Origin of the sequence: Pseudomonas sp. KCJK9058, assembly GCF_046230975.1 — a bacterium.
In the GTDB taxonomy this organism is placed as follows: Bacteria; Pseudomonadota; Gammaproteobacteria; order Pseudomonadales; family Pseudomonadaceae; genus Aquipseudomonas; species Aquipseudomonas alloputida.
Genome location: NZ_JBJJLR010000011.1, coordinates 61,710 through 85,970 on the forward strand (window position 1 = coordinate 61,710; position 24,261 = coordinate 85,970).

Here is a 24,261-nt window from a genome sequence, read left to right on the forward strand (position 1 = left end):
TTTGAGTGGCACTGGTGTACCAGAAACCAAGGGAGATGAAGTGTCAGTGACAACAGTGCCTGCAGGCACTGCGAAGGGGCTGACAGGTTAGGAGCTGCTCCGTGGCTGGAAGTGCCTCTTCGCAGTACAAGGTTATTCCTGCCTGGCCCCTGGGCAGCCTGCTGAAGCTCAGCGAACAGCCTTGATCGCCAACACATTGCACAGCGGGTGTTCCAGCACATGCGCCGTTGTCCCGCCCAGGAATGTCTGCATGGCGTCATGCCGGTGGCTGCCCATGACGATCACGTCCACCCGGTTGTGGCCGACGAACTGGGCAATGGCCCTGATCGCAGCCCCTTCGAGGAAGTGTCGGCGCTCCAGCGGGATCTGGTGATGGTCGCCCAGGCGGTTGAACGCCGCTCGCTGCGCGGTTCGCACACTGCTGTCGAAGCCGGGCATGGTGACCGTACCGGCGCCGAAGTCGGCGATGTGGGTCTTGGCTGCGTCGCACACATGCAGCAGGTGCAGTTCGGCGTTGCACTGCAGGGCCAGGTCATGGGCGCAGTGGATGACCTGCTCGTCCAGGTGCTCGCCAGCGCCATGGCTGTTCAGGTCCACCGCGGCGGCGATCTGCCGTGGCAGGGGTAGGCGAATGTCGCTGACCAGATGCACGGCGACCGGGCTGTCCTTGAGCAACTGCCAGTCCAGCGGCGTGACCAGCAGGCGTTTGAGTACGGGCTCGTGCTGTACGTCCTTGACCAACAGATCGCAGCCCAGCCGTTCGACCCGTTCCAGTACGCTGCCCAGCGGGTCGCGGGTCAACAACAGCTCGGTGGACACGTCCACACCGGCATCGCTCAGCTGTTCGGCCTCATCCGCCAGCCATTGGCGGTTGTCGCTGAGCAGCCGCTCACGCTCACGACCATCGCTCATCAAGCCAAAGGTGTCGACGTCGTCGACGAACACATTGATATCCAGCAGGGCACCGCTGGACTCTGCCAACGCCGCCGCGCGTTGCAGCGCAGGCGTATGACGCATTTGCGGGCCGAGCATGACGAACAGACGTTTGAACTGGCTCATCGCACACCTCCACGTGTGGCAGCCCCCCGGTGACCTGATCATGTTCAGTCTAGACTGCCGCAGCGTACACCGGGGCGATGTGTCGGGTATGATGCGTGCCCCATCATTGTCACGAGGCCCGTCCCATGTCCCTGAGTGCTGAACAGATCGTTGAGTATCGCGCCTTTGCCGAGCAATTGGCCGATGCTGCCGCTGCAGCGATCGCGCCGTACTTCCGCGCCAGCCTGGATGTCGAGGACAAGGGCGGGCGTCTGTACGACCCGGTGACCGTGGCCGACAAGGCCGCTGAAGACGCCATGCGTGAGTTGATCCAGGCACGTTACCCCGAGCACGGCATTCTTGGCGAAGAGGCCGGCGTTGCAGTGGGCAGCAGCCCGTTGACCTGGGTGCTCGACCCGATCGACGGCACCCGGGCGTTCATTACCGGCTTGCCGCTGTGGGGCACCTTGATTGCCCTGAATGATGGCACACAACCCGTGGTGGGGGTGATGAACCAGCCGTTCACCGGCGAACGTTTCGTGGGTACCCCGGCAGGCGCCTGGCGCAGTGGCACGCCCCTGAAGACACGTGCCTGCACCGACCTATCTGCCGCCACGCTGATGTGCACCACGCCGGACATGTTCGACACCGCCGAGCGCAAGGCGGCATTCGAAGCGGTCGCCGGCAAGGCGCGGTTGATGCGATATGGCGGTGATTGCTATGCCTACTGCATGCTGGCCTCGGGCTTTGTCGACGTGATTGTCGAAGCGAGCCTTCAGCCGTATGACGTACAGGCGCTGATGCCGATCATCGAAGGGGCGGGTGGCGTGATCACGGCGTGGGATGGCAGTTCGGCGCAGGATGGCGGGTGCGTGGTGGCCTGTGGTGACCCTGCGCTGCATGCGCAGGTGCTGGAGATGCTGCGCCACGCCATGTGATCCGGGCTCGTCGGCCCTGGCCTCTTCGCGGGCGAGTCCCTTCTTGGGGGGGGGCGGGTTCACCCGCGAAGAGGCCGCCACAGGTTTGCATTCTCTCCAGCCACCGCACTTTTTCCCATTTTCGGGCTCTATGCTTGGCCAGGCCGCGCTGACTCCCGGCGCAGCCGCCGAATATCGACCCGGTGCCGATGGTTGCAAGCTACCCGAATTTCCTCCCCCGCCTGCTTCTGACAAGTGCCCTGGCATGCCTGTGCGCCTGTACGCAGCAGCAGGGCCGTGACATGGTCAACCAGCTCGGCAACGGTAAACCCAGCGAGCTGTTTCAGACCAGCGTCGACCGCCTGGCCACGCTGTCGATGCGCGACAACCTGCAAAGCCTGTACCTGCTGATGAACAAGCTGTACCTGCGCAACCCCAGCCAGTGGAAGATGTCTGGCTACCTGGACGCCGCCACCGCCGAGCGACAGATCCGCATTGCCATCGAACAGCGCCGGCCGTTGCCACAACTGGGCAACCGCCGTGACCTGGCGGCATTGAGCTACGCCCTGAGCCCAGAGTTTCGTGGGGACCGGGTCGGCGCCTTCATCTACGCCATTGGCAGCATGCTGATCACCGCGCATGGCGGGCGTACCGAGTTCTACATGACCGATACCATCGACCCCCTGTTCGTCAACAACGCCGCGCGCAATATCGAGAAGGCAACATGGATGCTCAGCCAGCGGCAAGATGCCAATGGGGTGTTGCTGCTGTTCTCGAACGAGATCTCGGAGGAGGGCAGCAACCTGAGTTTTGCCGTTGAGTTCGGCAAGATCGTCGCGCGGCTGGATTTGCTGGCCGAGTTGCTGGATGAACGTTATCGGCGCATAGGCTTGAATTACGCGCAGAGCCTGTTGCTGATGAACTTCCTGCCGGTGCAGTGAATGACGGTCGTTGCAGGAGCGTTTGGTCCGCCACCATGTGCAGGCCACGCGAGTACCGGAAGATACTGTTCGATAAACGAACACGTATGACGCCTGACCTGTCCGCTATCCGCCCAGCCAATCCCATCGTTGCATTGCCCAACCCCCGCCTTTTTGCTGTAGTGTCCCTGTCCGCCGGCTGTCGCCTGCCCCTGCTACGCGCTGCCAGCCCGATAGAATGACCGTGATGACCGCAACCACAGCCCACAAGGCGGTAGGGCGCGGCGACCAGAACAATAACGATACCGAGTGCCTTGCCTATGGAAAGCCGCCTGCTGAGCGAGCGCAGTAGCGTGTTTCACCACGCCGACCCTTACGCTGTGTCCGATTATGTGAACCAGCATGTAGGCCAGCATTGCATCGGTCTGTCCCGCACCACCCACCCCCAGGCCAGCCTCAGCCATCGCAAGTTCGCCGAGCTCGACCTGTGCCGTATCAGCTATGGCGGCAGTGTTCGCGTGACGTCGCCCGCGCTGGAAACCATCTACCACCTGCAAGTCTTGCTCAATGGCAACTGCCTGTGGCGCGGGCACAAGCGCGAGCAGCACCTGGTGCCGGGCGAATTGCTGCTGATCAACCCGGACGACCCGGTTGACCTGACTTACTCAGAAGACTGCGAGAAGTTCATCCTCAAGGTGCCAACCCGGCTGCTGGACTCGATCTGCGATGAACAGCGCTGGCAAAGGCCCGATGGCGGTGTGCGCTTCTTGCGCAACCATTATCGGCTGGATGAACTGGATGGCTTCGTGAACCTGCTGGCCATGGTTTGTCATGAGGCGGAAGTGAGCGATTCGCTGCCCAGGGTGCAGGGCCATTACAGTCAGATTGTCGCCAGCAAGCTGCTGACCCTGATGAGCACCAATATCCGCCGCGAGAGCCTCAGCTCACCGGGTGCAAGCCTGGAGCGGATCATCGACTACATCGATCGCAACCTTAAGTTCGAGCTGACAGCGGAGGCACTGGCGGAGCAGGCGTGCATGAGCCTGCGCTCGTTGTATGCGCTGTTCGACCGGCACCTGCAGACCACACCCAAGCAGTACGTACGACAACGCAAGCTGGAACAGGTGCGTGCCTGCCTGGGCGATGCCAGTTGCTCGGTACGTAGCGTGACCGAACTGGCCATGGATTATGGTTTTCTGCACCTCGGGCGTTTTTCCGAGGTGTATCGACAGCAGTTTGGCGAATTGCCGTCCGAAACCTTGCGCAACCGGCGTTAAACCGTACCGGTCTCTCGCGGGTACGCCCGCGAAGAGACGCTTGAACCTGTCACCTCAACCTGCACAAAACGGATAGCACCCCGCACAAACCGGATATTGCGACCCAATCCCAGCCTCTAACCTGACCAGGTCTAAACAATAACAAGGGAGACCCTGGCCATGTCCCTGGGATTCGACTACCTCAATGCCATGCTTGAGGACGACCGTGAAAAGGGCGTCTACCGCTGCAAGCGCGAGATGTTCACCGACCCACGCCTGTTTGACCTGGAGATGAAACACATCTTCGAGGGCAACTGGATCTACCTGGCCCACGAAAGCCAGATCCCCGAGAAGAATGACTTCCTCACCCTGACCATGGGGCGCCAGCCGATTTTCATCGCGCGCAACAAGGACGGTGAGCTCAATGCCTTCCTCAACGCCTGCAGCCACCGCGGTGCCATGCTGTGCCGGCACAAGCGCGGCAACCGTTCCAGCTACACCTGCCCGTTCCACGGCTGGACGTTCAACAACAGCGGCAAACTGCTGAAGGTGAAAGACCCGAGCAACGCCGGCTACCCCGACAGCTTCAACTGCGACGGCTCCCACGACCTGACCAAGGTGGCACGCTTCGAGTCGTACCGGGGCTTTTTGTTCGGCAGCCTGAACGCCGACGTGAAACCGCTGGTCGAGCACCTGGGCGAGTCAGCGAAGATCATCGACATGATCGTCGATCAGTCGCCTGAAGGCCTGGAAGTGCTGCGCGGTGCCAGCTCGTACATTTACGAAGGCAACTGGAAGCTCACCGCCGAAAACGGCGCTGACGGCTACCACGTAAGCTCCGTGCACTGGAACTACGCCGCCACCCAGAACCAGCGCAAGCAGCGCGAGGCGGGTGACGAGATCAAGACCATGAGTGCTGGCGCCTGGGCCAAGCAGGGCGGCGGTTTCTATTCCTTCGACCACGGCCACCTGCTGCTGTGGACCCGTTGGGCCAACCCGGAAGACCGCCCGGCCTATGAGCGCCGCGACCAACTGGCCGCCGATTTCGGCCAGGCGCGCGCCGACTGGATGATCGAAAACTCGCGCAACCTGTGCCTGTACCCCAACGTGTACCTGATGGACCAGTTCAGCTCGCAGATCCGCGTTGCCCGGCCGATTTCGGTGAACAAGACCGAAATCACCATCTACTGCATCGCGCCGAAAGGCGAGAGCGCCGATGCTCGCGCCAAGCGTATCCGCCAGTACGAAGACTTCTTCAACGTCAGCGGCATGGCCACCCCGGACGACCTGGAAGAATTCCGCTCGTGCCAGACCGGCTATGGCGGCGGCACCGGCTGGAACGACATGTCTCGCGGCGCGAAACACTGGGTCGAAGGCGCCGATGAGGCGGCCAAGGAGATTGAACTCAAACCCCTGCTGTCGGGCGTGCGCACCGAGGATGAAGGCCTGTTCGTGCTGCAGCACAAGTACTGGCAAGACACCATGATCCAGGCCCTCAAGGACGAACAGCAGCTGATCCCCGTGGAGGCCGTGCAATGAGCTTGTATGACACCGTGCGCGACTTCCTGTACCGCGAAGCACGCTACCTGGACGATGCCCAGTGGGACCAGTGGCTGGAACTGTACGCCAGCGATGCCAGCTTCTGGATGCCGAGCTGGGACGATGACGACACCCTCACCGAAGACCCACAAAGCGAAATCTCGCTGATCTGGTACGGCAACCGTGGCGGCCTGGAAGACCGCGTGTTCCGCATCAAGACCGAGCGCTCCAGTGCGACCGTGCCCGACACCCGCACCTCGCACAACATCAGCAACATCGAGATCGTCGAGCAGGGCGAGGGCAGCTGCCAGGTGCGCTTCAACTGGCACACCCTGAGCTTCCGCTACAAGACCACCGACAGTTACTTCGGCACCAGCTTCTACACCCTCGACTTGCGCGGCGAGCAGCCGCTGATCAAGGCCAAGAAGGTGGTGCTGAAGAACGACTACGTCCGCCAGGTCATCGACATCTACCACATCTGATACAGGGTTTTGCGAGCATTGCCCGGTGCGTCTTGTGATGCGCCGTGGCCCGGCTCGCCCGCGAGGTGCAACATGAGCTACCAGATCGCACTGAATTTCGAAGACGGGGTTACCCGTTTCATTGAAGCCACCGGTCAGGAAACCGTGGCCGACGCCGCTTACCGCCAAGGCATAAACATTCCGCTGGACTGCCGTGACGGCGCTTGCGGGACCTGCAAGTGCAAGGCTGAGTCCGGTCGTTATGACCTTGGCGACAACTTCATCGAAGACGCCTTGAGCGAAGACGAAATCGCCGAAGGCTACGTGCTGACGTGCCAGATGCGCGCCGAAAGCGACTGCGTCATCCGCATCCCGGCTTCGTCGCAACTGTGCAAGACCGAGCAGGCCAGTTTCGAGGCCGCCATCAGCGATGTTCGCCAGCTGTCGGTCAGCACCATTGCCCTGTCGATCAAGGGTGAGGCCCTGAGCCGTCTGGCCTTCCTGCCGGGGCAGTATGTCAACCTCAAGGTGCCGGGCAGCGAGCAGAGCCGGGCCTACTCGTTCAGCTCGCTGCAGAAGGACGGCGAAGTCAGCTTCCTGATCCGCAACGTACCGGGTGGGCTGATGAGCAGCTTCCTGACCAACCTTGCCAAAGCCGGCGACAGCCTGAGCCTGGCCGGGCCGTTGGGCAGCTTCTACCTGCGGCCGATCCAGCGCCCGCTGTTGCTGTTGGCCGGTGGTACCGGGCTGGCACCCTTCACCGCGATGCTGGAAAAGATCGCCGAGCAGGGCAGTGAGCACCCGTTGCACCTGATCTACGGCGTGACCAACGACTTCGACCTGGTCGAGCTCGACCGCCTGCAAGCGCTGGCGGCACGCATCCCCAATTTCACCTACAGCGCCTGCGTCGCCAACCCGGACAGCCAGTACCCGCAGAAGGGCTATGTCACCCAGCACATCGAGCCACGCCACCTCAATGACGGCGATGTGGATGTGTACCTGTGCGGCCCGCCACCCATGGTGGAAGCGGTCAGCCAGTACGTGCGCGAACAGGGCATTACCCCGGCCAACTTCTACTACGAGAAGTTTGCGGCTGCGGCCTGACAGCCCCCTCTGATTCAAAGCAATACGCCGACCCTGTGGGAGCGGGCGAGCCCGCGAAGCAGGTTGCGCGGTGGATGGCACGGGCTTCGCCCGTGTTCGCGGGCAAGCCCGCTCCCACAGTGATCGCGCAGCCTTTCAGGCTTTGAGCAAGACAGTTGCAGCCACAGGGTCTCTCGCGAACTGGAGATTTGCATATGAACAACAGATTCCAAGGCAAGGTCGCCCTGGTCACCGGCGCTGCACAAGGCATCGGCCGTGGCGTGTGCTGGCGGCTGAAGGCCGAAGGTGCGCAAGTGGTGGCCGTAGACCGTTCTGAACTGGTCCACGAGCTGGCGGGTGAAGGCATGCTTACCCTCACCGCCGACCTGGAGCAACACACCGACTGCGCCCGGGTCATGGCCAGTGCGGTGGAAACCTTCGGCCGCCTCGACATCTTGGTCAACAACGTCGGCGGCACCATCTGGGCCAAGCCTTTCGAGCACTACGATGTCGAGCAGATCGAGGCCGAAGTGCGCCGTTCGCTATTCCCGACACTGTGGTGCTGCCATGCCGCGCTGCCCTACATGCTTGAGCGTGGCAGCGGCGTCATCGTCAACGTTTCGTCCATCGCCACCCGTGGCGTCAACCGTGTGCCCTATGGCGCGGCCAAAGGCGGCGTCAATGCGCTCACCGCCTGCCTGGCCTTCGAAACGGCTGGCCGTGGCATCCGCGTCAACGCCACTGCGCCCGGCGGCACCGAAGCACCGCCCCGGCGGGTACCGCGCAACAGTGCAGCGCAAACCGAGCAGGAAAAGCGCTGGTACCAGCAGATCGTCGACCAGACCCTCGACAGCAGCCTGATGCACCGCTACGGCAGCATCGACGAGCAGGTGGGGGCCATTCTGTTCCTCGCGTCCGACGAAGCCTCGTACATCACCGGCGTGACCTTGCCGGTTGGGGGCGGCGACCTCGGCTGAACTGCAACCTCAAGGCAAAAGTTTTCTTCCAAAACAAAAACAAGAGCGACAGATGCCATGCGAACCCTTGATGTACACCCGATCATCGACAATGCGCGCTTTTCCCCGTTTCACTGGATGGTCATGGCCTGGTGCGGCCTGCTGCTGATTTTCGACGGCTATGACCTGTTCATCTACGGTGTGGTACTGCCGGTCATCATGAAAGAGTGGGGCCTGACCCCGTTGCAGGCTGGTGCACTGGGCAGCTATGCGCTGTTCGGCATGATGTTCGGCGCCCTGGCCTTCGGCAGCCTGGCCGACCGCATCGGGCGCAAGAAGGGCATTGCCATCTGTTTCGCCTTGTTCTCGGGGGCGACCATTCTCAACGGCTTTGCCAGCAGCCCGAGCGAGTTTGGCATCTACCGCTTCATCGCCGGCCTGGGCTGTGGCGGCCTGATGCCCAACGCCGTGGCACTGATGAACGAATACGCGCCCAAGCGCCTGCGCAGCACGCTGGTGGCGATCATGTTCAGTGGTTATTCGCTGGGCGGCATGCTGTCGGCAGGTGTCGGCATCTTCATGCTGCCGCGTTTTGGCTGGGAGTCGATGTTCTTCGCCGCAGCGGTGCCTCTGCTGCTGTTACCAGTGATTCTTTACTACTTGCCTGAATCCATCGGCTTCCTGGTGCGCCAAGGCCGTATCGAGGAAGCACGCACATTGCTCAAACGGCTGGACCCGGACTGCGATGTCCAGGCCGATGATGTGCTTCAGGCGGCCGACCGCAAAGGCAGCGGCGCTTCGGTGCTGGAACTGTTCCGCAATGGCCTGGCGATTCGCACCCTGGCGTTGTGGGTTGCGTTCTTCTGCTGCCTGCTGATGGTCTACGCACTGAGTTCCTGGCTGCCAAAGCTGATGGCCAACGCCGGCTACAGCCTGGGCTCAAGCCTGTCATTCCTGCTGGCACTGAACTTTGGCGGCATGGCTGGGGCAATCCTCGGCGGCTGGCTGGGCGACCGCTACAACCTGGTCAAGGTGAAGGTGGCGTTCTTCATTGCCGCCGCATTGTCGATCAGCCTGCTGGGGGTAAACAGCCCGATGCCGGTGCTGTACCTGCTGATCTTCATTGCCGGCGCCACCACCATTGGTACGCAGATTCTGCTGTACGCCGGCGCTGCGCAGATGTACGGCCTGTCGGTGCGCTCTACCGGCCTGGGCTGGGCCTCGGGCATCGGCCGTAATGGCGCCATCGTCGGCCCGCTGCTGGGCGGTGCGCTGATGGGCATCAACCTGCCACTTCAACTCAATTTCATCGCCTTCGCCATTCCTGGCGCCATCGCCGCGCTGGCCATGGCCGTGCACCTGGCCAGTGGTCGGCGCCACGCCCAGGCCCTGGCGGCGCAGGCCTGAACCGAACAGAACAAGACGAGGTAACCCCCATGACCGTGAACATTTCCCATACTGCCGAGGTACAGCAGTTCTTCGAGGAGGCCGCAGGCTTTGGTAATGCGGCCGGCAACCCACGCCTCAAACGCATCGTGCAGCGCCTGCTGCAGGATACCGCGCGGCTGATCGAAGACCTGGACATCAGCGAAGACGAGTTCTGGCACGCTGTCGACTACCTCAACCGCCTGGGCGGTCGCGGCGAGGCCGGGTTGCTGGTGGCGGGGCTGGGCATCGAACACTTCCTCGACCTGCTGCAGGATGCCAAGGACCAGGAGGCAGGGCGCGTTGGCGGTACCCCACGCACCATCGAAGGCCCGTTGTACGTGGCTGGCGCACCGATTGCCCAAGGTGAAGTGCGCATGGACGACGGCAGCGAGGAGGGCGTGGCCACGGTGATGTTCCTGGAAGGCCAGGTGCTGGACCCGCACGGACACCCGCTGCCGGGTGCCACGGTCGACCTGTGGCATGCCAATACCCGTGGTACCTATTCGTTCTTCGACCCAAGCCAGTCGGCGTACAACCTGCGTCGGCGCATCGTTACCGATGCCCAAGGGCGCTACCGCGCGCGCTCCATCGTGCCATCGGGTTATGGCTGCGACCCGCAGGGGCCAACCCAGGAGTGCCTGGACCTGCTGGGCCGTCATGGCCAGCGCCCGGCGCATGTGCACTTCTTTATCTCGGCGCCCGGGTACCGGCACCTGACCACGCAGATAAACCTGTCGGGGGACAAGTACCTGTGGGATGACTTTGCCTATGCCACACGGGACGGGCTGGTCGGGGAGGTGGTGTTCGTCGAAGGGCCGGAGGGTCGGCATGCCGAGCTGAAGTTCGATTTCCAGTTGCAGCAGGCCCAGGGCGGTGCCGATGAGCAACGCAGCGGGCGGCCGCGGGCTTTGCAGGAGGCCTGATCCACCGAGTGGGCTGTTTCGCGGGCATGCCCGCTCCCACAGGTGAAGCCTGTGCAGTCGTTGTGGGAGCGGGCAAGCCCGCGAAGCAGCCAACACCCAAACAAGAGCCCGCCACAAAGGCCGGCCGCTGGCTTGCGAGAAGCTTCATGAAAACGCTGATCAAGGACTGCTCTGTGTCGGCCATCGTCGCCGGCAGCATTGCCACGACGATCTCCTACGCCGGCCCGTTGGTGATCATTTTCCACGCCGCCGAAGCGGCCGGCCTGTCGCACCAGCAGTTGTCATCCTGGGTCTGGGCCGTGTCCATGGGCAGTGCGGTGCTCGGTGCGCTGCTCAGCCTGCGCTACCGCGTGCCGGTAGTGATCGCCTGGTCGATCCCGGGGTCGGCGCTGTTGGTCACCGCCTTGCCGCAACTGGGCCTGGCGCAGGCCGTGGGCGCCTACCTGGTGGCCAACCTGGTCCTGCTGCTGATCGGTATCAGCGGGGCCTTCGACCGCATCATCGCGCGCCTGCCGGGTTCTATCGCTGCCGGTATGCAGGCCGGGATCCTGTTCAGTTTTGGCATCGAGGTGTTCCGCGCCTTGCCGGTGCAACCGCTGCTGGTACTGGCGATGTTCGTCACCTACGTGCTGATGCGTCGGGTGCAGCCGCGCTATGCCGTGGCTGCGGTGCTGGGCGTGGGCATGCTGGTGACCGTGGCCGGCGGTACGTTGCGCAGCGAGGCACTGGTGCTGGAACTGGCCTCACCCCAGTGGATCACCCCCCAGTTCAGCCTGGCGGCGGTATTCAGCCTGGCGCTGCCGATGGTACTGGTGGCGCTGACCGGGCAATTCATGCCGGGTATGGCGGTACTGCGCAACGCTGGCTACCCGACGCCGGCCAGCCCGCTGATCAGCGCCAGTGCCCTGGCTGGGGCGCTTCTGGCGCCGTTCGGTTGCCACGGGCTGAACCTGGCGGCGGTTACCGCCAGCCTGTGCACCGGCCATGAAGCCCATGAAAACCCGCAACGGCGCTATGTGGCCGCGGTGGCTGGCAGTGCGTTGTACCTGTTACTGGGCATCGCCGGGGCCACCTTGATGTCACTGTTCGCCGCCTTTCCCGCCGTCCTGATCGCGGCCCTGGCCGGTTTGGCGCTGTATGGCGCCATCAGCGAAGCCTTGGTCCGCAGCCTGGCAGAACCGGCCGAGCGCGACGCCGGGCTATTCACCTTCTTGGTCACCGCTTCGGGGGTGGCTTTCCTGGGCCTGTCGGCGGCGTTCTGGGGGCTGCTGTTCGGCCTGCTGGCACACGCGCTGCTGAGGCTGCGCCAACCAGGTGCCCGGGAGGTGATGCGCCGTACCCCATGAACTGCCGTGTTTCCAACGCTTTACCCATAAAAACAAGATCAAGAGAGCTTCGGAATGAACCACACCCCTTGCGTTGCCCTGGGCCTGACACTGCTCAGCCAGCCACTGCTGGCTGCCGAAGGCGGCTTCTTCGAGGACTCGAAGGCCACCCTGAGTGCCCGTAACTACTATTTCAGCCGCGATTTTTCCGACATTGTCGGGGCCAACAAACAGTCCAAGGCCGAGGAGTGGGCCCAGGGTTTCATCCTCGACTTCAAAAGTGGCTACACCCCGGGCCCGGTCGGTTTTGGCGTGGACGCCCTGGGCTTGCTGGGCATCAAGCTGGACAGCAGTCCAGACCGCACCAACACCGGCCTGTTGCCGGTGCATGGCGACGGCCGTGCTGCCGATGAGTACAGCCGCCTGGCGCCGACCTTCAAGGCGCGGATATCAAAAACCGAACTGCGTGCAGGTGAACTGCAACCGAACCTGCCGGTGCTGACTTTCAGTGATATTCGCCTGTTGCCACCCACCTATCAGGGCCTGAGTTTGAGTTCGTCGGAAATCGACGGGCTGACTATGCAGGCCGGGCACTTGAAAAGCACCCACCTGCGCAACGAAGGTGGCGACGGCAAGATGAACGCGATGCTCGGCCATGTGCCGATGCGACAGGCCGAAAGCGACGCGTTCAACTATGTGGGAGGGGACTATGCGTTCAATGCCAACCAGAGCAGCGTCAGCCTTTGGTACGGTCAGCTGGAGGACATCTACCAACAAGGTTTCGTTGGCCTGAAGCACAGCAAACCCGTCGGGGACTGGGTACTCAGCGCCAACCTGGGTTATTTCACCGCGCGTGAGCAAGGCGATGCGCTGCTGGGCAACATCGACAACCAGGCGTTCTTCTCGCTGTTCACTGCCCGGCATGGCGGGCACAGCTTCCACGCCGGCTACCAGGGCATTTATGGCGATAGCCCGTTCCCACGGGTATTCGCCAACATCTCGCCGCTGGGCAACGAGGTGCCGACCTATGAGTTTGCCTACACCGATGAACGCTCGTATCAGGTGCGCTACGACTACAACTTCGCCGCCATGGGCGTGCCGGGCCTGACAGCGACCGTGCGCTACATAACCGGTAACAATGTCGACACCGGGCTGGGTTACGAGGGGCGTGATCGCGAGCGTGATCTGGATATCGGCTATGCGGTGCAGAGCGGGGCACTGAAAGGGTTGGGGATTCGGGTGAGGAACGCCATGGCGCGCTCCAACTACCGCAGTGATATCGACGAGAACCGCCTGACGCTGGTGTACACCTGGCAGTTGTTCTGAGCCTTCCAGGAGAATTGCGCATCAGGGGTGTATGAGGGTAGCGTGCGGAAACGACTCTTTCAGGAATCCCCACCTTGGACTCCATCACCCAAGCCGTACTTGGCGCGGCGCTGCAAGGGACCGTGCTCGGGCGCATCCAGGGCCGACGCTCGTTGCTGTATGGTGCAGCACTGGGCACGCTGCCGGACCTGGATGTGATCATTCGCTATGCCGACCCGGTGTCGCAGATGACTTATCATCGCGGCTTCTCCCACTCGTTGTTCGTGCTCACCGGCCTGGCCTTGCTGTTGGCCTGGCTGGTCAACAGGCGCTGGCCCGGCAAGGGGTATACCTTGCCCAGGCTTTTTTTGGCGTTCTGGCTGGTATTGGTAACCCATCCGGTGCTCGACGCCTTTACGGTTTACGGCACGCAGTTGTTCTGGCCTTTGCACACCACCCCGGAAAGCTGGGCGGCGGTGTTCATTATCGACCCGGTCTACACCGTGCCGCTGCTGGCTGCGGTGGTCTTCACCCTCATGAAGGGCGTGACCCGCAGGGCTACCCGCCTGCTGACCATGGCCCTGGTGTTCAGTACCTGCTACCTGGGTTTCGGCCTGGCGGGGCGCATGGCTGCCGAACAGCGCTTCCAGTCGGCACTGGACCAGCAAGGTATCGTCGTGAGCGAGGTGCGTGCCGTGCCGATGGCATTCAACAGCCTGGTCTGGCGGGTGTTGGCCAAGGCCCCGGATGGCGATTACTACGAGGGCATCAGCAGCATGCTCGACCAGCAACCACCCGAAATGCAACGCTTGTCGCGCAACCTGGAACTGGCGCAAGCACTGAACAATGACCCGTTGCACCAGCGCTTGCGCTGGTTCACCGATGACTGGCTGCGTTATGACCAGATTGGCGACGCACTGGTGGTCACCGACCTGCGCATGGGGATCCCGGGGAATTACACCTTTCGCTTCAACATGGCTCAGCGCGATCATCAAGGGCAGTGGATGGTCGGTGTGCCTTCGCCGTGGCGAGGCAGCGGGCCTGGCTCGCTGTTCAACGCTCAAGAGCTGATGCTTATCTGGCGACGCATTGTCGACCAGCAGCCGCCGCTGCCGCTGGCGAACTGGACCGATCGCTACCTCGGGCAAACGGAAGCTGCAAGGCAGCCCCACTAGATCAGGAACCTTGCATTGCCTGAAATTGCACCCATCTATGGCGGTTCGATCAGCGTCAGGAAAACACCATGGAACCCAACCGCTTCGGCGACATCGCCGCTTTCGTCAGCGTCGCGAAGGCCGGCAGCTTCACCGCTGCGGCTACCAGCCTGGGCCTGACGCGTTCAGCGGTGGGCAAGAGCATCGCCCGCCTGGAAGCCCGCATGGCGGTGCGCCTGCTCAACCGCACTACGCGCAAGCTGAGCCTGACCGATGAAGGCCTGGTGGCGTTCGAGCGCTGGCGGCAGATTCTGGATGACCTGGACGAGGTCGAAAGCACCATGGCCCTGCGCCGGGGCAAGCCCACTGGCACCCTGCGCCTGACCGCACCGCTGTCGCTCGGGCAGCGCCATGTCCTGCCGGTCCTCGACCAGTACCTCAAGCAATGGCCCGAACTGCGGGCGGATATCCGCTTCACCGACCGTTTCGTTGATCTGGTCGAAGAGGGTGTGGACGTCGCCGTGCGCATCGGTGCACCTAAGGAAGATTCGCAATTGCTGACGCGCACCGTCGCCTGGCAGCAGTTCGTGACCTGTGCATCGCCTGCGTACCTGGAGAAGCGCGGTGTACCGCAGATGCCCGGCGACCTCTATGGCCATGACAAGATCGCCTTCCTGGCGGGCGAGAAGGCCATGCCCTGGCGCTTTCACACAGAAGCGGGGCTGCACCTGTGCGAAGATCCCGGGCGGCTGAACATCGACAGTTCCGAGGCCATGCTTGACGGCGCTCGGGCCGGTTTTGGCCTGATTCACCTGCCTACCTATATCACCGGTGACGACCTGCGCGCTGGCAATCTGGTGGAAGTACTGCACGCTTACCGCCCCCCGGCAGACCCCATTCGCATCGTCTACCCAAGCAAGCGCCACCTGTCCCCTCGGGTACGCGGCTTCATCGACTTGTTGGTGGCCAGCTGGGAGCCGGGCGTGCCTTGGGAATACTGATTGGGGAATGCCAGGCCCCTATGCCGGGCCTGAAACCGGGTTTATCGCTGGCGGCGCAGCATGGAAACTGGCAGCCACTGATAATCCCTCTGGAGACCCCATGACTGCACTGTCCGTACTGGATCTGGTCATGATCGGCGAAGGCAAGACCTTCGCCGACGCGATCGAAGAATCCCGCCAGCTGGCGCGGCATGTCGAGCAACAGCACTACAGCCGCTACTGGATCGCCGAGCACCATGACATGCCGGGCATTGGCTCGGCTGCCACGTCGCTGGTGATCAACGAAATCGCCAACGCCACCCGACATATTCGTGTGGGTGCTGGCGGCATCATGCTGCCCAACCATGCGCCGTTGGTGGTGGCCGAACAGTTTGGCACCCTCGATACATTGCACCCGGGCCGTATCGACCTGGGCCTGGGCCGTGCACCAGGCACGTCCGGGCCGACCGTGCGTGCATTGCGCGGCGCCGCGCCAGAGCGTGATTTCAGCCAGGACATCGCCGAGCTGCGTGATTACCTGGCGGACAACGGCAAACGCCGGGTGCGCGGCGTACCGGGTGCGCACGATGTGCCGGTGTGGATCCTTGGTTCCAGCCTGTTCGGTGCTGACCTGGCGGCGAAGCTGGGCCTGCCTTATGCCTTCGCCTCGCACTTTGCCCCGCGTTACCTGCTGCAGGCCATTGCCCATTACCGCGCCAACTTCCAGCCTTCCGCGCAACTGGCCAAACCCTATGTGATGGTTGGCATGAACCTGTTCGCCGCTGCCAGCGATGCTGAGGCGGACTACCTGGCCAGCTCCCACCGCAAGTGGATGCTGGACCTGCATGTCGGGCGCTTTGGCTTGCTGCCCAAGCCGCAAGAGGGTTACATCGAACGCTTGCCGGACCACGAGCGCGCCGTGCTCGAGCAGGTGATGGCCTGCACCGTAGCCGGAGGGCCTGAACGGGTGAGGGAAGGGCTGCGCTCGCTGATCGAGCAGACCGGGGCGGACGAGCTGATGATCGACTGCCGCATCCATGACCCGCTGGCGCGGCAGCGGTCACATGCCTATGCAGCGCAGGCGCTGGCTGAACTGGGCTGACACGACAAAAAACGGGCGCCCGCAAGAGCGCCCGTTTTTGCATCAAGCCTGCTTCAGGAACGGATAATCCGTATACCCTTCAGGCCCATTGGCGTAATCGAACTTCGCCCGGTGCTCATTCAGCGGCGCTTGCAGCCGCAGACGCTCCACCAGGTCGGGGTTGGCAATGTAGGCGCGCCCGAACGCCACGGCATCGATCAAACCCCGCCCGATGAGGTCTTCGCCTTTCTCGGCGGTATAGGCACCGGCCGCGATGATCACCCCGGGGTAGGCGGCGCGAATGGCCTGGCGGAACTCGTCACGCAGTGGCTTGCCACCGGCCCAGTCCGGCTCGGACAGGTGCAGGTAGGCAAGGTTGCGCTTGGCCAGCTCGCGGATCAGGTACAGGCCGGCGGCTTCCTGGTCTTCGCCATTGTCCACACCATTGAAACCACCCAACGGGAACACGCGAATACCGACCCTGTCAGCGCTCCAGTTGGCAATGGCCGCGTCCACCGCCTCCAGCACAATGCGCGCACGGTTTTCAACGCTGCCGCCGTAGCGGTCTTCGCGCTGGTTGGCACTGGGGGTGAGGAACTGGTGCAGCAGGTAACCGTGGGCGGCGTGCAACTCGATGAAATCGAAGCCGGCTTCACGTGCGTTGATCGCGGCCTGGCCAAAGTCGGCGACGATGCCAGCGATCTCCGCTTCGCTGAGCGCCCGGGGTGCGGAGGTTTCCACGCGTGTCAGGTTGCCTTGCGCGTCACGCAGGGTGGTGCGTGCGTCCGCCGGCAGCGCCGAAGGGGCCACGGGCGCCTCGCCGCCAGGTTGCAGCGAGGTATGCGACACCCGCCCGGTGTGCCACACCTGCACGGCGCTGTGGCCGCCATCGGCATGGATGCCTTGGTTGATGTGCTTCCAGGCAGCGATCTGTTCGGCGCTGTGAATGCCGGGCGAGCCAGAATAGCCCTTGGCCTGGAAGGAGATTTGCGTGGCTTCAGTGATGATCAGGCCAGCACTGGCGCGCTGACGGTAGTACTCGGCCATCAGCGCGGTGGGTACATCACCCGGCTCCAGGCTGCGCAGGCGGGTGAGGGGGGCCATGAATACGCGGTTGGGCAGGGTGAGTGGGCCGATTTGCAGCGGTTGCAAGAGTTTCATTGCAGCTCCAGAGGTGGAAAACCAATGGTGCGCACGATACCGAGGTGATTGGGGAAAGGGGGGACCGGGAGCCCGGCTCAGGGCTCCCCAATGCGTCAGCTGCGCGCCAGCCGCCCACTCACATAATGCGCCACGTCATTGAAGCCCGGCGTGGACGCATGCCCTGGTGTTACCAACGAATCGATGAACGCCTCATCCTCCGCGGTAATCTTCACCGCCAATGCGCCGCCATAGGTATCCCACTGCTCCTCGGTCCGCGGCCCGACAATCGCGGAACTGACCCATTGGTTATTCAACACCCAGGCAATGGCGAATTCGACAATACCCACCCCCTTGGCCTCTGCATACGTCTGAATCTGCCGGGCAATGGTCAGCGACTCCTGGCGCCACTCCACTTCCATGATGCGTTTGTCCTGCCGCCCTGCACGGCTACCGGCATCCGGCACCGCGCCCGGCGCATACTTGCCACTGAGCACGCCCCGGGCCAGCGGGCTGAAGGGTACGACGCCCAGACCATGGGCGGCGGCGGCAGTGAGCTGTTCGGGCTCGGCCTGGCGGTTGACGATGTTGTACAGCGGCTGGCTGACTACCGGCCTGGGCACACCAAGGCGCTCGGCAACATGGCAGACCTCGGCAATGCGCCAGCCACGGAAATTGGACACCCCCCAGTAGCGGATCTTGCCTTGGCGCAACAAGTCGCCAATGGCCTGCACGGTCTCTTCCAGCGGAACCTTGTGGTCTTCGCGGTGCAGGTAGTAGATGTCCAGGTAGTCCATGTCCATGCGGGTCAGCGTGGCATCCACGGCATTGAAGATGTGCTTGCGCGACAACCCGCTGCGGTTAGGCAGGCCGTCGGCCGGGCCGAAGCCGACCTTGCTGGCGACGACCCAGTCATGGCGATGGCGCGCCACGGCTTCACCGACGATTTCTTCCGAGCGCCCGGCGTTGTACACGTCGGCGGTGTCGATGAAGTTGATGCCTTGGTCCCAGGCCTTGTCGATGATGCGCAGGGCATCCTCGGTACGGGTCTGCTCGCCGAACATCATGCTGCCCAGGGTAAGGGCGGAAACCTGCAGGCCACTGTGGCCGAGGGGGCGGTAGATCATGCGCGTGGGTCCTTATGCAGTCGGCTGACCTGCCTGTTTTACACACAACCGGGATGCATTGAAAGGCACCCCTCAGCCAATGAGCGCCAAAGCCTCCTGCAGGCTCAAGGGGCGCTTCAGGCGTTGCGACAGCATCGCCATGGCATCGGAGTAACCCTTGGCGATAACGGCCTCGACGCGTTCATCCACACACTGCAGGGCAACGAAATCGCCGTTTTCCGGCTCACCGACGAATTCGATCCGGTTCCAGTCTCTGGCATGGCCTAGCACTTCATAGGTACGGCCATGCTGGTAGGTCCAAAAGAACGGTACATCGGCATAACGGCGTTGTTCGCCAAGCATGTTGGCGGCGGCGATCACCCCGTGTTGCTGGGCCAGGCGCCAGTGCTCGATGCGTACCGGGCGCCCCGTGAGCGGGAAGGTGGCAATGTCACCTGCGGCCCACAAACCGTCAGCTGCGCGCATTTCGGCGTCGACCCTCACCGATTTGTCTTCGCCAAGCGGCACCCCTTGAAGGAACGCGGTGGCGGGTTTTACCCCGGTGCCGAACAGCACCAAGGGGGTCTGCAGCCGTTCACCATTGGCCAGTTGCACCGCTTCGACCTTGTCCTGGCCTTCGATCCGCTCGACCTCGGTGGGGCCGTGGAAGGTGATGCCTTTTCGTTCATGCAGCGCGCGAATGCAGCGCCCGATACGCTCGCCCAATTGTCGGGCCAGAGGGACTTCGTGGCGCGAGACCACGTGCACCTGCACGCCATACTTGCGCAATGCCGAGGCTGCCTCCAGGCCGATGAAGCCGTCACCGACGATGACCACCGGTTGGCCAGGCTCGGCTGCGTCGAGCAACTGTGCAGCATCTTCCAGTGAGCGGAGGGTGAACACCCCGGGCAGGTCGGCGCCGGGAATGTCTGGGCGCAGTGCTTTACCGCCGGTTGCCAGCAGGCAGGCGTCGTAATCGATCTGCTGACCATCGGCGAGGGTGACCTGGCGCTTCTGGCTGTTCAGGGTGCGCACCTTGCCGTGCTTGCGCTGCAGTTGGCCCTTGCGCAGGGCGTCGGCTTCGAGCAGCGCGGGGACCTCATCGGGCGCCATCTGCCCGGCAATCACGAATTTGCTCAGTGCTGTGCGATCGTAGGCCGGCTGGCGCTCCTGATCGATCCATACCAGCCTGCCCGCGAAGCCATGAGCCAGCAGGGTGGCGACGGCGGCGCTGCCGGCGGCACCGGCGCCGACCACCACGAAACAGCGGGCATCGCTGTGCCTGGGCGGTTCGCTTGCCGACAGGGGCTGGTCATCGACCCAGACTTCATCGCCCTTGATCCACGCCTTGTAGCGGCGCAGGTCGGCGAGTGCAGGCGGCTCACAAACCACGCCGTCGTCAACGGCGAACGCAGCTTTGTGCCAAGGGCAGACCAGCAGGCCACCGCAGACTACGCCTTCGTCGAGTGGGGCCCCGGCATGGGGGCAGTTGCCCTGATAAGCGTGTACCTGCTCCCCTTGGCGGACGAGGATGAGTTCTTCGCTACCGGCCTGCACGCGCAGGGGGCGGTGTTCGTCGAGCTGGGCCAAGCGGGCCACGGCGTACTGGGTCATGGGGCTTCTCCAAAGGGGCCTTTGGAACCATTTGACGCCTGGGGCGAGAAGGGGATGCGTTGAGCTGACGATCGGTGGAGGGTGTGGATTGGGTGGGCCTCTTTGCAGGCTTGCCCGCTCCCACAGGCTTGAAGCTTGTGGGAGTGGGCAAGCCGTCGAATGCCTCAACTCGCCCGTGCAGTACTCAGCGAACCCGCTCGCGTTACACGCAAGGCCACCAGGCTACCCAATACGATCAACGCCGCGAGCGAATACAGTGCGGCATCGGTTGAGCCGGTCTGGTCCTTGATGAACCCGACCAGGTACGGGCTGAGAAACCCCGCCATCTGGCCTACCGAGTTGATGATCGCCAGACCTGCCACGGCGGCTCCGGCACTGAGCAGCGCAGTCGGCATTGGCCAGAACATCGGCAAACCGGTAAGCGCGCCCATGGTGGCGATCGACAAGCCAAGAATGGCAATGCTCGGGTTGCCGGCGAAGTTCACCGCAATCAGCAGGCCGACGGCGCCCATCAGCATTGGCACCACCAGGTGCCAGCGGCGCTCGTTGCGCAGGTCGGCCGAGCGCCCGCAAAGAATCATGAATACACCCGCCAGCAGGTACGGGATGGCGCTGAGCCAGCCGATCAGCAGCGGGTTGTCGAAGCCCATGCTCTTGATGATCGAGGGTAGCCAGAAGTTGATCGCGTACACGCCGCTCTGGATGCAGAAGTAGACGAAGCCGAAGGTCCAGATCAGCGGGTTGGTCAACACGGCCAGCACGCTGTCGCTGGTGGTGCTCGGTTTGCTTGCGGCATCGGCCTGCAGGTCGGCAGCGATCAGCTGACGTTCAGCCGGGCTCAGCCAGGCGGCTTTCTGGTAGCCGTCACTGAGCAGGAACACCGCCAGTACGCCCAAGGCCACGGTCGGCAGGCCCTGGATCAGGAACATCCACTGCCAGCCGGCCAGGCCGTGCTGGCCGGCGGCAAAATGTTCGAGGATCCAGCCGGAAAACGGCCCGCCAAGCAGGCCCGATACCGGGATCGCCGACATGAAAAGGGCCATGATGCGGCCGCGCCGGGCCGCCGGGAACCAGCGCGAGAGGTACAGCACCACACCCGGGAAGAAGCCGGCTTCGGCAGCGCCGGTGAGCAGGCGCAGGGTGTAGAACTCGGTAGGGGTGGTGACGAACAGCAGGCAGGTGGACAGGCTGCCCCAGGCGATCATCATCAGCGCGATCCAGCGCCGTGGGCCGAAGCGGTTGAGGGCCAGGTTGCTCGGCAGGCCGCACAGTACGTAGCCGATGAAGAAGATGCCGGCGCCAAGGCCGTACACCGTTTCGCTGAATTTCAGGGCGTCGAGCATCTGCAGCTTGGCAAAGCCGACGTTGACGCGGTCCAGGTAGTTGAACAGGTAGCAGATGAAAATGAACGGAATCAGCCGCAAGGTGATACGCCGGTACAGCGCGTTGCGGGTGGTGTCCGTGCCTTGGTCAGGGGCGGGGCTGTGTGCCATGATCGGGTTCTCTGTTGTTATGGTTTTCGCCGCGTCGCCTGTTCCGGCGCTCGCCCTGACGAGTCTCGGGGACTGCGGCTAGCCTGTCTTTGTGCTTTTGCACAGCGCTTGGCCCAGGCTGCTGTGCCCGAGCCCAAAAGCCAAACACCTAAAGGACCCCGCAATGTTCGAACTCGACCATGACCTGGCGCAGGATATCGTTGACCGGGCAATGGCCATCTTGCCTTGCAACGTCAATGTCATGGACAGCCAGGGGTTGATCCTGGGCAGTGGTGAGCCGGAGCGCATCAACACCCGTCACGAGGGCGCGCAGCTGGTCTTGGCCAATGGCCGGATCGTCGAACTGGATACCGACGCGGCCAAGTGCCTGAAGGGCGTGCAGCCCGGCGTGAACCTGCCATTGATGCTCGATGGGCGGCTGATGGGCGTGTTGGGCCTGACCGGCGACCCGCAGCAGGTGCGCACCTATGGCGAGCTGGTGCGCATGACCGCCGAAATGCTGCTGGCCCAACGCAATTTACAGGCTGACCAGCAATGGCGAAGGCAGCGCTGTGACGACCTGCTGGCGCTATTGCTCGGCGGCAGCGGTAACTCGCCGCGCTTGCTGGACGAAGCCCGTCAGTTGGGCTTGAAACCTCAGCTACCGCGGATACCGTGCCTGTTCGAGATTGCCTCGGGGCCACCTGCCGAGGCGCTGGCCGCATGGTTGATGAGCCGTTATCCGGATAGCTGGTGCGTCAGCCCGGCCCGCCAGTCGTTGCTGTGGTGCCGCCCGGCAGGCGTGGCACTGGATGAACTGCGCCTGCTGGAACGCCTGCAACGCCACGGTTGGGACATTGAGCGACTGGCCCTGGGCAGTGCAGCGCAGAGCCTGGAGCAGTTACGCCGTGGTTACCGCCGGGTGCGTGACTTGCTGGCCTATGGCCGCGAAGTGTTGCCCAGCGAACGATTGCTCAGCCTGCAGCGCTACCGGCTGCCGGCGCTGCTGTGGCGCCACCGTAACGACGACGCGCTGGACGAGCTGCTGGAGCCGTTGCAGCGCATCCGCGCCAAGGACAGCAGTGGCCAGTTACTCACCACCCTGCGCGCCTGGTGTGCACATGACGGCCAGAGCCAGTCCTGTGCCGATGCCCTGGGCATCCACCGCAACAGCCTGCGCTATCGACTGGAGCGCATAGCCGAGCTGGGTGAGGTCGACCCGCTGCGCCTGGAAGGGATGCTTAGCTTGTATCTGGGGTTGCAGCTGTTGCCAGCTGACTGAAGTATTCACTTGCCGGCGGTTGGGCCAGAACAGGCAAAAAGGCATCTGCCCAAACAACCCGGCCGGCGTTTTGTGCATTTGACCGAGGCCACCTGCGCAGCCACCTGTCAGCATGCCGCTCATCAGGACAGGAGAAACCCCATGAAGATCGTCATTGCCCCCGACTCGTTCAAGGACAGCCTAGACGCTGTCGGTGTCGCCCGCGCCATCGCTGCGGGCCTGAGCGAAGCGTGGCCGGAGGCTGAACTGGTCGAGTGCCCAATGGCCGACGGTGGCGAAGGCACCATGGAGGTGATCCTGGCCGCCAGCCGCGGTGAATTGCGCCGCCAGGCCGTGCGCGGGCCATTGGGGCAGCACGTCGAGGCTGGCTGGGGCTGGTTGCCGCAAAGTCGCACCGCAATCATCGAAATGGCCCAGGCCAGTGGCCTGCAACAGGTGCCAACAGGCCAGCGCGATGCTTGCCGCAGCAGCACCTGGGGTACCGGCGAGCTGATTGCCGCAGCCCTCGACGCCGGCGCTCGGCGCGTGGTGCTGGCCATCGGTGGCAGCGCCACCAACGATGCCGGCAGTGGTATGTTGCGAGCGCTTGGCCTGCGCCTGCTGGATGCTGACGGGCAAGCGCTGGAAGAGGGCGGCCTGGCCTTGGCCAAGCTGGCCCGTATCGACGCCAGCGGCCTCGACCCGCGCCTGGCCGGGGTGCAGTTTGAAGTCGCAGCGGATGTCGACAATCCCTTGTGTGGCGCCAACGGCGCATCGGCGATCTTCGGCCCGCAGAAAGGTGCCAACCCGCAGCAAGTGGAGGCGCTGGACCACGCGCTGAATCATTTTGCCGACCATTGTGCGCTGTTGTTGGGCGAGGATGTGCGCGATTACCCTGGTTGTGGCGCGGCCGGTGGCATGGGCTTCGCTGCCCGGGCATTCATGGACGCGCAGTTCCGCCCTGGGGTGGAAGTCGTGGCTGAGCTGGCTGGCCTTGACGCCCTGGCGCAGGGGGCAGACCTGGTGGTGACGGGCGAGGGGCGTTTCGATGCCCAGACACTGCGCGGCAAGACGCCGATGGGGGTGGCGCGGGTTGCCAAGCGCCATGGCGTGCCGGTGGTGGTACTGGCCGGGACCTTGGGGGAGGGGTATCAGCAGTTGTATGCCCATGGGGTCGACGCTGCATTTGCACTGGCCAATGGACCGATGAGCCTGGAGCAGGCGTGTGCAAATGCTGCCGAGCTGTTGCAGGCCAGGGCTTGTGATATAGGTCGGCTGTGGCGCTGCGCGAAGCGAGGCTGA

21 protein-coding genes are annotated in these 24,261 nt (G+C 63.5%); 16 read left to right on the forward strand and 5 right to left on the reverse strand.

All coding sequences use genetic code 11. The features are described 5' to 3' along the window. Positions 1 to 168 precede the first annotated feature (168 nt). Positions 169 to 1,059, reverse strand: a complete 891-nt coding sequence (locus tag ACK59Z_RS09055) for a universal stress protein (protein WP_014756665.1) — start codon at positions 1,057 to 1,059, stop codon at positions 169 to 171. Positions 1,060 to 1,184: 125 nt separating this feature from the next. On the opposite strand from ACK59Z_RS09055, the gene hisN reads away from it, so the two are divergent. The 14 genes from hisN to ACK59Z_RS09125 all read left to right on the forward strand — a co-directional run bounded on the left by hisN (position 1,185) and on the right by ACK59Z_RS09125 (position 16,387). Then, positions 1,185 to 1,976 (forward strand): histidinol-phosphatase, encoded by a 792-nt coding sequence (gene hisN, locus ACK59Z_RS09060; protein WP_108190866.1) that lies wholly within the window; start codon positions 1,185 to 1,187, stop codon positions 1,974 to 1,976. 188 nt (positions 1,977 to 2,164) lie between these two features. Continuing rightward, positions 2,165 to 2,896, forward strand: a complete 732-nt coding sequence (locus ACK59Z_RS09065) for a hypothetical protein (protein WP_012052361.1) — start codon at positions 2,165 to 2,167, stop codon at positions 2,894 to 2,896. A gap of 299 nt (positions 2,897 to 3,195) precedes the next feature. Then, on the forward strand, positions 3,196 to 4,152 hold the full coding sequence (locus tag ACK59Z_RS09070; RefSeq protein WP_012052360.1) for an AraC family transcriptional regulator: 957 nt from the start codon (positions 3,196 to 3,198) through the stop codon (positions 4,150 to 4,152). 159 nt (positions 4,153 to 4,311) lie between these two features. Then, a complete protein-coding gene (gene benA, locus ACK59Z_RS09075; RefSeq protein ID WP_409292844.1) occupies positions 4,312 to 5,670 on the forward strand; it encodes a benzoate 1,2-dioxygenase large subunit in 1,359 nt (452 codons plus the stop codon). Continuing rightward, positions 5,667 to 6,152 (forward strand): benzoate 1,2-dioxygenase small subunit, encoded by a 486-nt coding sequence (gene benB, locus ACK59Z_RS09080; protein WP_004576276.1) that lies wholly within the window; start codon positions 5,667 to 5,669, stop codon positions 6,150 to 6,152. Before benA ends, benB begins: the two co-directional genes overlap by 4 nt. A 72-nt stretch (positions 6,153 to 6,224) precedes the next feature. Continuing rightward, positions 6,225 to 7,235, forward strand: coding sequence for a benzoate 1,2-dioxygenase electron transfer component BenC (benC, locus tag ACK59Z_RS09085; protein WP_014756669.1), 1,011 nt, complete (start codon positions 6,225 to 6,227; stop codon positions 7,233 to 7,235). A 194-nt stretch (positions 7,236 to 7,429) separates the two neighbouring features. Next, a complete protein-coding gene (locus tag ACK59Z_RS09090) occupies positions 7,430 to 8,191 on the forward strand; it encodes a 1,6-dihydroxycyclohexa-2,4-diene-1-carboxylate dehydrogenase (protein WP_409292846.1) in 762 nt (253 codons plus the stop codon). 57 nt (positions 8,192 to 8,248) lie between these two features. Continuing rightward, the gene (locus tag ACK59Z_RS09095) at positions 8,249 to 9,577 is read left to right on the forward strand and encodes an aromatic acid/H+ symport family MFS transporter (RefSeq protein WP_014859580.1); all 1,329 of its coding nucleotides are present in this window, start codon (positions 8,249 to 8,251) and stop codon (positions 9,575 to 9,577) included. A 29-nt stretch (positions 9,578 to 9,606) separates the two neighbouring features. After that, positions 9,607 to 10,521 (forward strand): catechol 1,2-dioxygenase, encoded by a 915-nt coding sequence (gene catA / locus ACK59Z_RS09100; protein WP_004576272.1) that lies wholly within the window; start codon positions 9,607 to 9,609, stop codon positions 10,519 to 10,521. Positions 10,522 to 10,667: 146 nt separating this feature from the next. Continuing rightward, positions 10,668 to 11,867 carry a benzoate/H(+) symporter BenE family transporter gene (locus ACK59Z_RS09105; protein WP_409292849.1) on the forward strand — a complete coding sequence of 400 codons (1,200 nt, stop codon included), beginning with the start codon at positions 10,668 to 10,670 and terminating at the stop codon, positions 11,865 to 11,867. 54 nt (positions 11,868 to 11,921) lie between these two features. Further along, positions 11,922 to 13,172, forward strand: coding sequence for an OprD family porin (locus tag ACK59Z_RS09110; protein ID WP_004374339.1), 1,251 nt, complete (start codon positions 11,922 to 11,924; stop codon positions 13,170 to 13,172). 74 nt (positions 13,173 to 13,246) lie between these two features. Further along, positions 13,247 to 14,326, forward strand: coding sequence for a metal-dependent hydrolase (locus tag ACK59Z_RS09115; protein WP_108190862.1), 1,080 nt, complete (start codon positions 13,247 to 13,249; stop codon positions 14,324 to 14,326). A gap of 68 nt (positions 14,327 to 14,394) precedes the next feature. Further along, positions 14,395 to 15,306: a LysR family transcriptional regulator gene (locus tag ACK59Z_RS09120; RefSeq protein ID WP_070095469.1), complete on the forward strand. Its 912-nt coding sequence runs from the start codon at positions 14,395 to 14,397 to the stop codon at positions 15,304 to 15,306. A gap of 100 nt (positions 15,307 to 15,406) precedes the next feature. Next, on the forward strand, positions 15,407 to 16,387 hold the full coding sequence (locus ACK59Z_RS09125; protein ID WP_004374344.1) for an LLM class flavin-dependent oxidoreductase: 981 nt from the start codon (positions 15,407 to 15,409) through the stop codon (positions 16,385 to 16,387). A 42-nt stretch (positions 16,388 to 16,429) separates the two neighbouring features. Here the strand turns inward: ACK59Z_RS09125 and ACK59Z_RS09130 are convergent, their stop codons facing one another. From ACK59Z_RS09130 to ACK59Z_RS09145, 4 genes are all read right to left on the reverse strand, one after another. Next, positions 16,430 to 17,527: an alkene reductase gene (locus tag ACK59Z_RS09130; protein ID WP_108190861.1), complete on the reverse strand. Its 1,098-nt coding sequence runs from the start codon at positions 17,525 to 17,527 to the stop codon at positions 16,430 to 16,432. Positions 17,528 to 17,622: 95 nt separating this feature from the next. Continuing rightward, entirely contained in the window at positions 17,623 to 18,633 is a 1,011-nt protein-coding gene (locus tag ACK59Z_RS09135; RefSeq protein ID WP_108190860.1) for an aldo/keto reductase, read from the reverse strand. A gap of 72 nt (positions 18,634 to 18,705) precedes the next feature. Further along, positions 18,706 to 20,226, reverse strand: coding sequence for an FAD-dependent oxidoreductase (locus ACK59Z_RS09140; RefSeq protein ID WP_108190859.1), 1,521 nt, complete (start codon positions 20,224 to 20,226; stop codon positions 18,706 to 18,708). A gap of 164 nt (positions 20,227 to 20,390) precedes the next feature. Beyond that, positions 20,391 to 21,719 (reverse strand): MFS transporter, encoded by a 1,329-nt coding sequence (locus tag ACK59Z_RS09145; protein WP_108190858.1) that lies wholly within the window; start codon positions 21,717 to 21,719, stop codon positions 20,391 to 20,393. Positions 21,720 to 21,882: 163 nt separating this feature from the next. Between ACK59Z_RS09145 and ACK59Z_RS09150 the strand changes: the two genes are divergently transcribed. Further along, positions 21,883 to 22,980: a sugar diacid recognition domain-containing protein gene (locus ACK59Z_RS09150; RefSeq protein ID WP_019751640.1), complete on the forward strand. Its 1,098-nt coding sequence runs from the start codon at positions 21,883 to 21,885 to the stop codon at positions 22,978 to 22,980. A 141-nt stretch (positions 22,981 to 23,121) separates the two neighbouring features. Next, a complete protein-coding gene (locus tag ACK59Z_RS09155) occupies positions 23,122 to 24,261 on the forward strand; it encodes a glycerate kinase (protein ID WP_108190856.1) in 1,140 nt (379 codons plus the stop codon).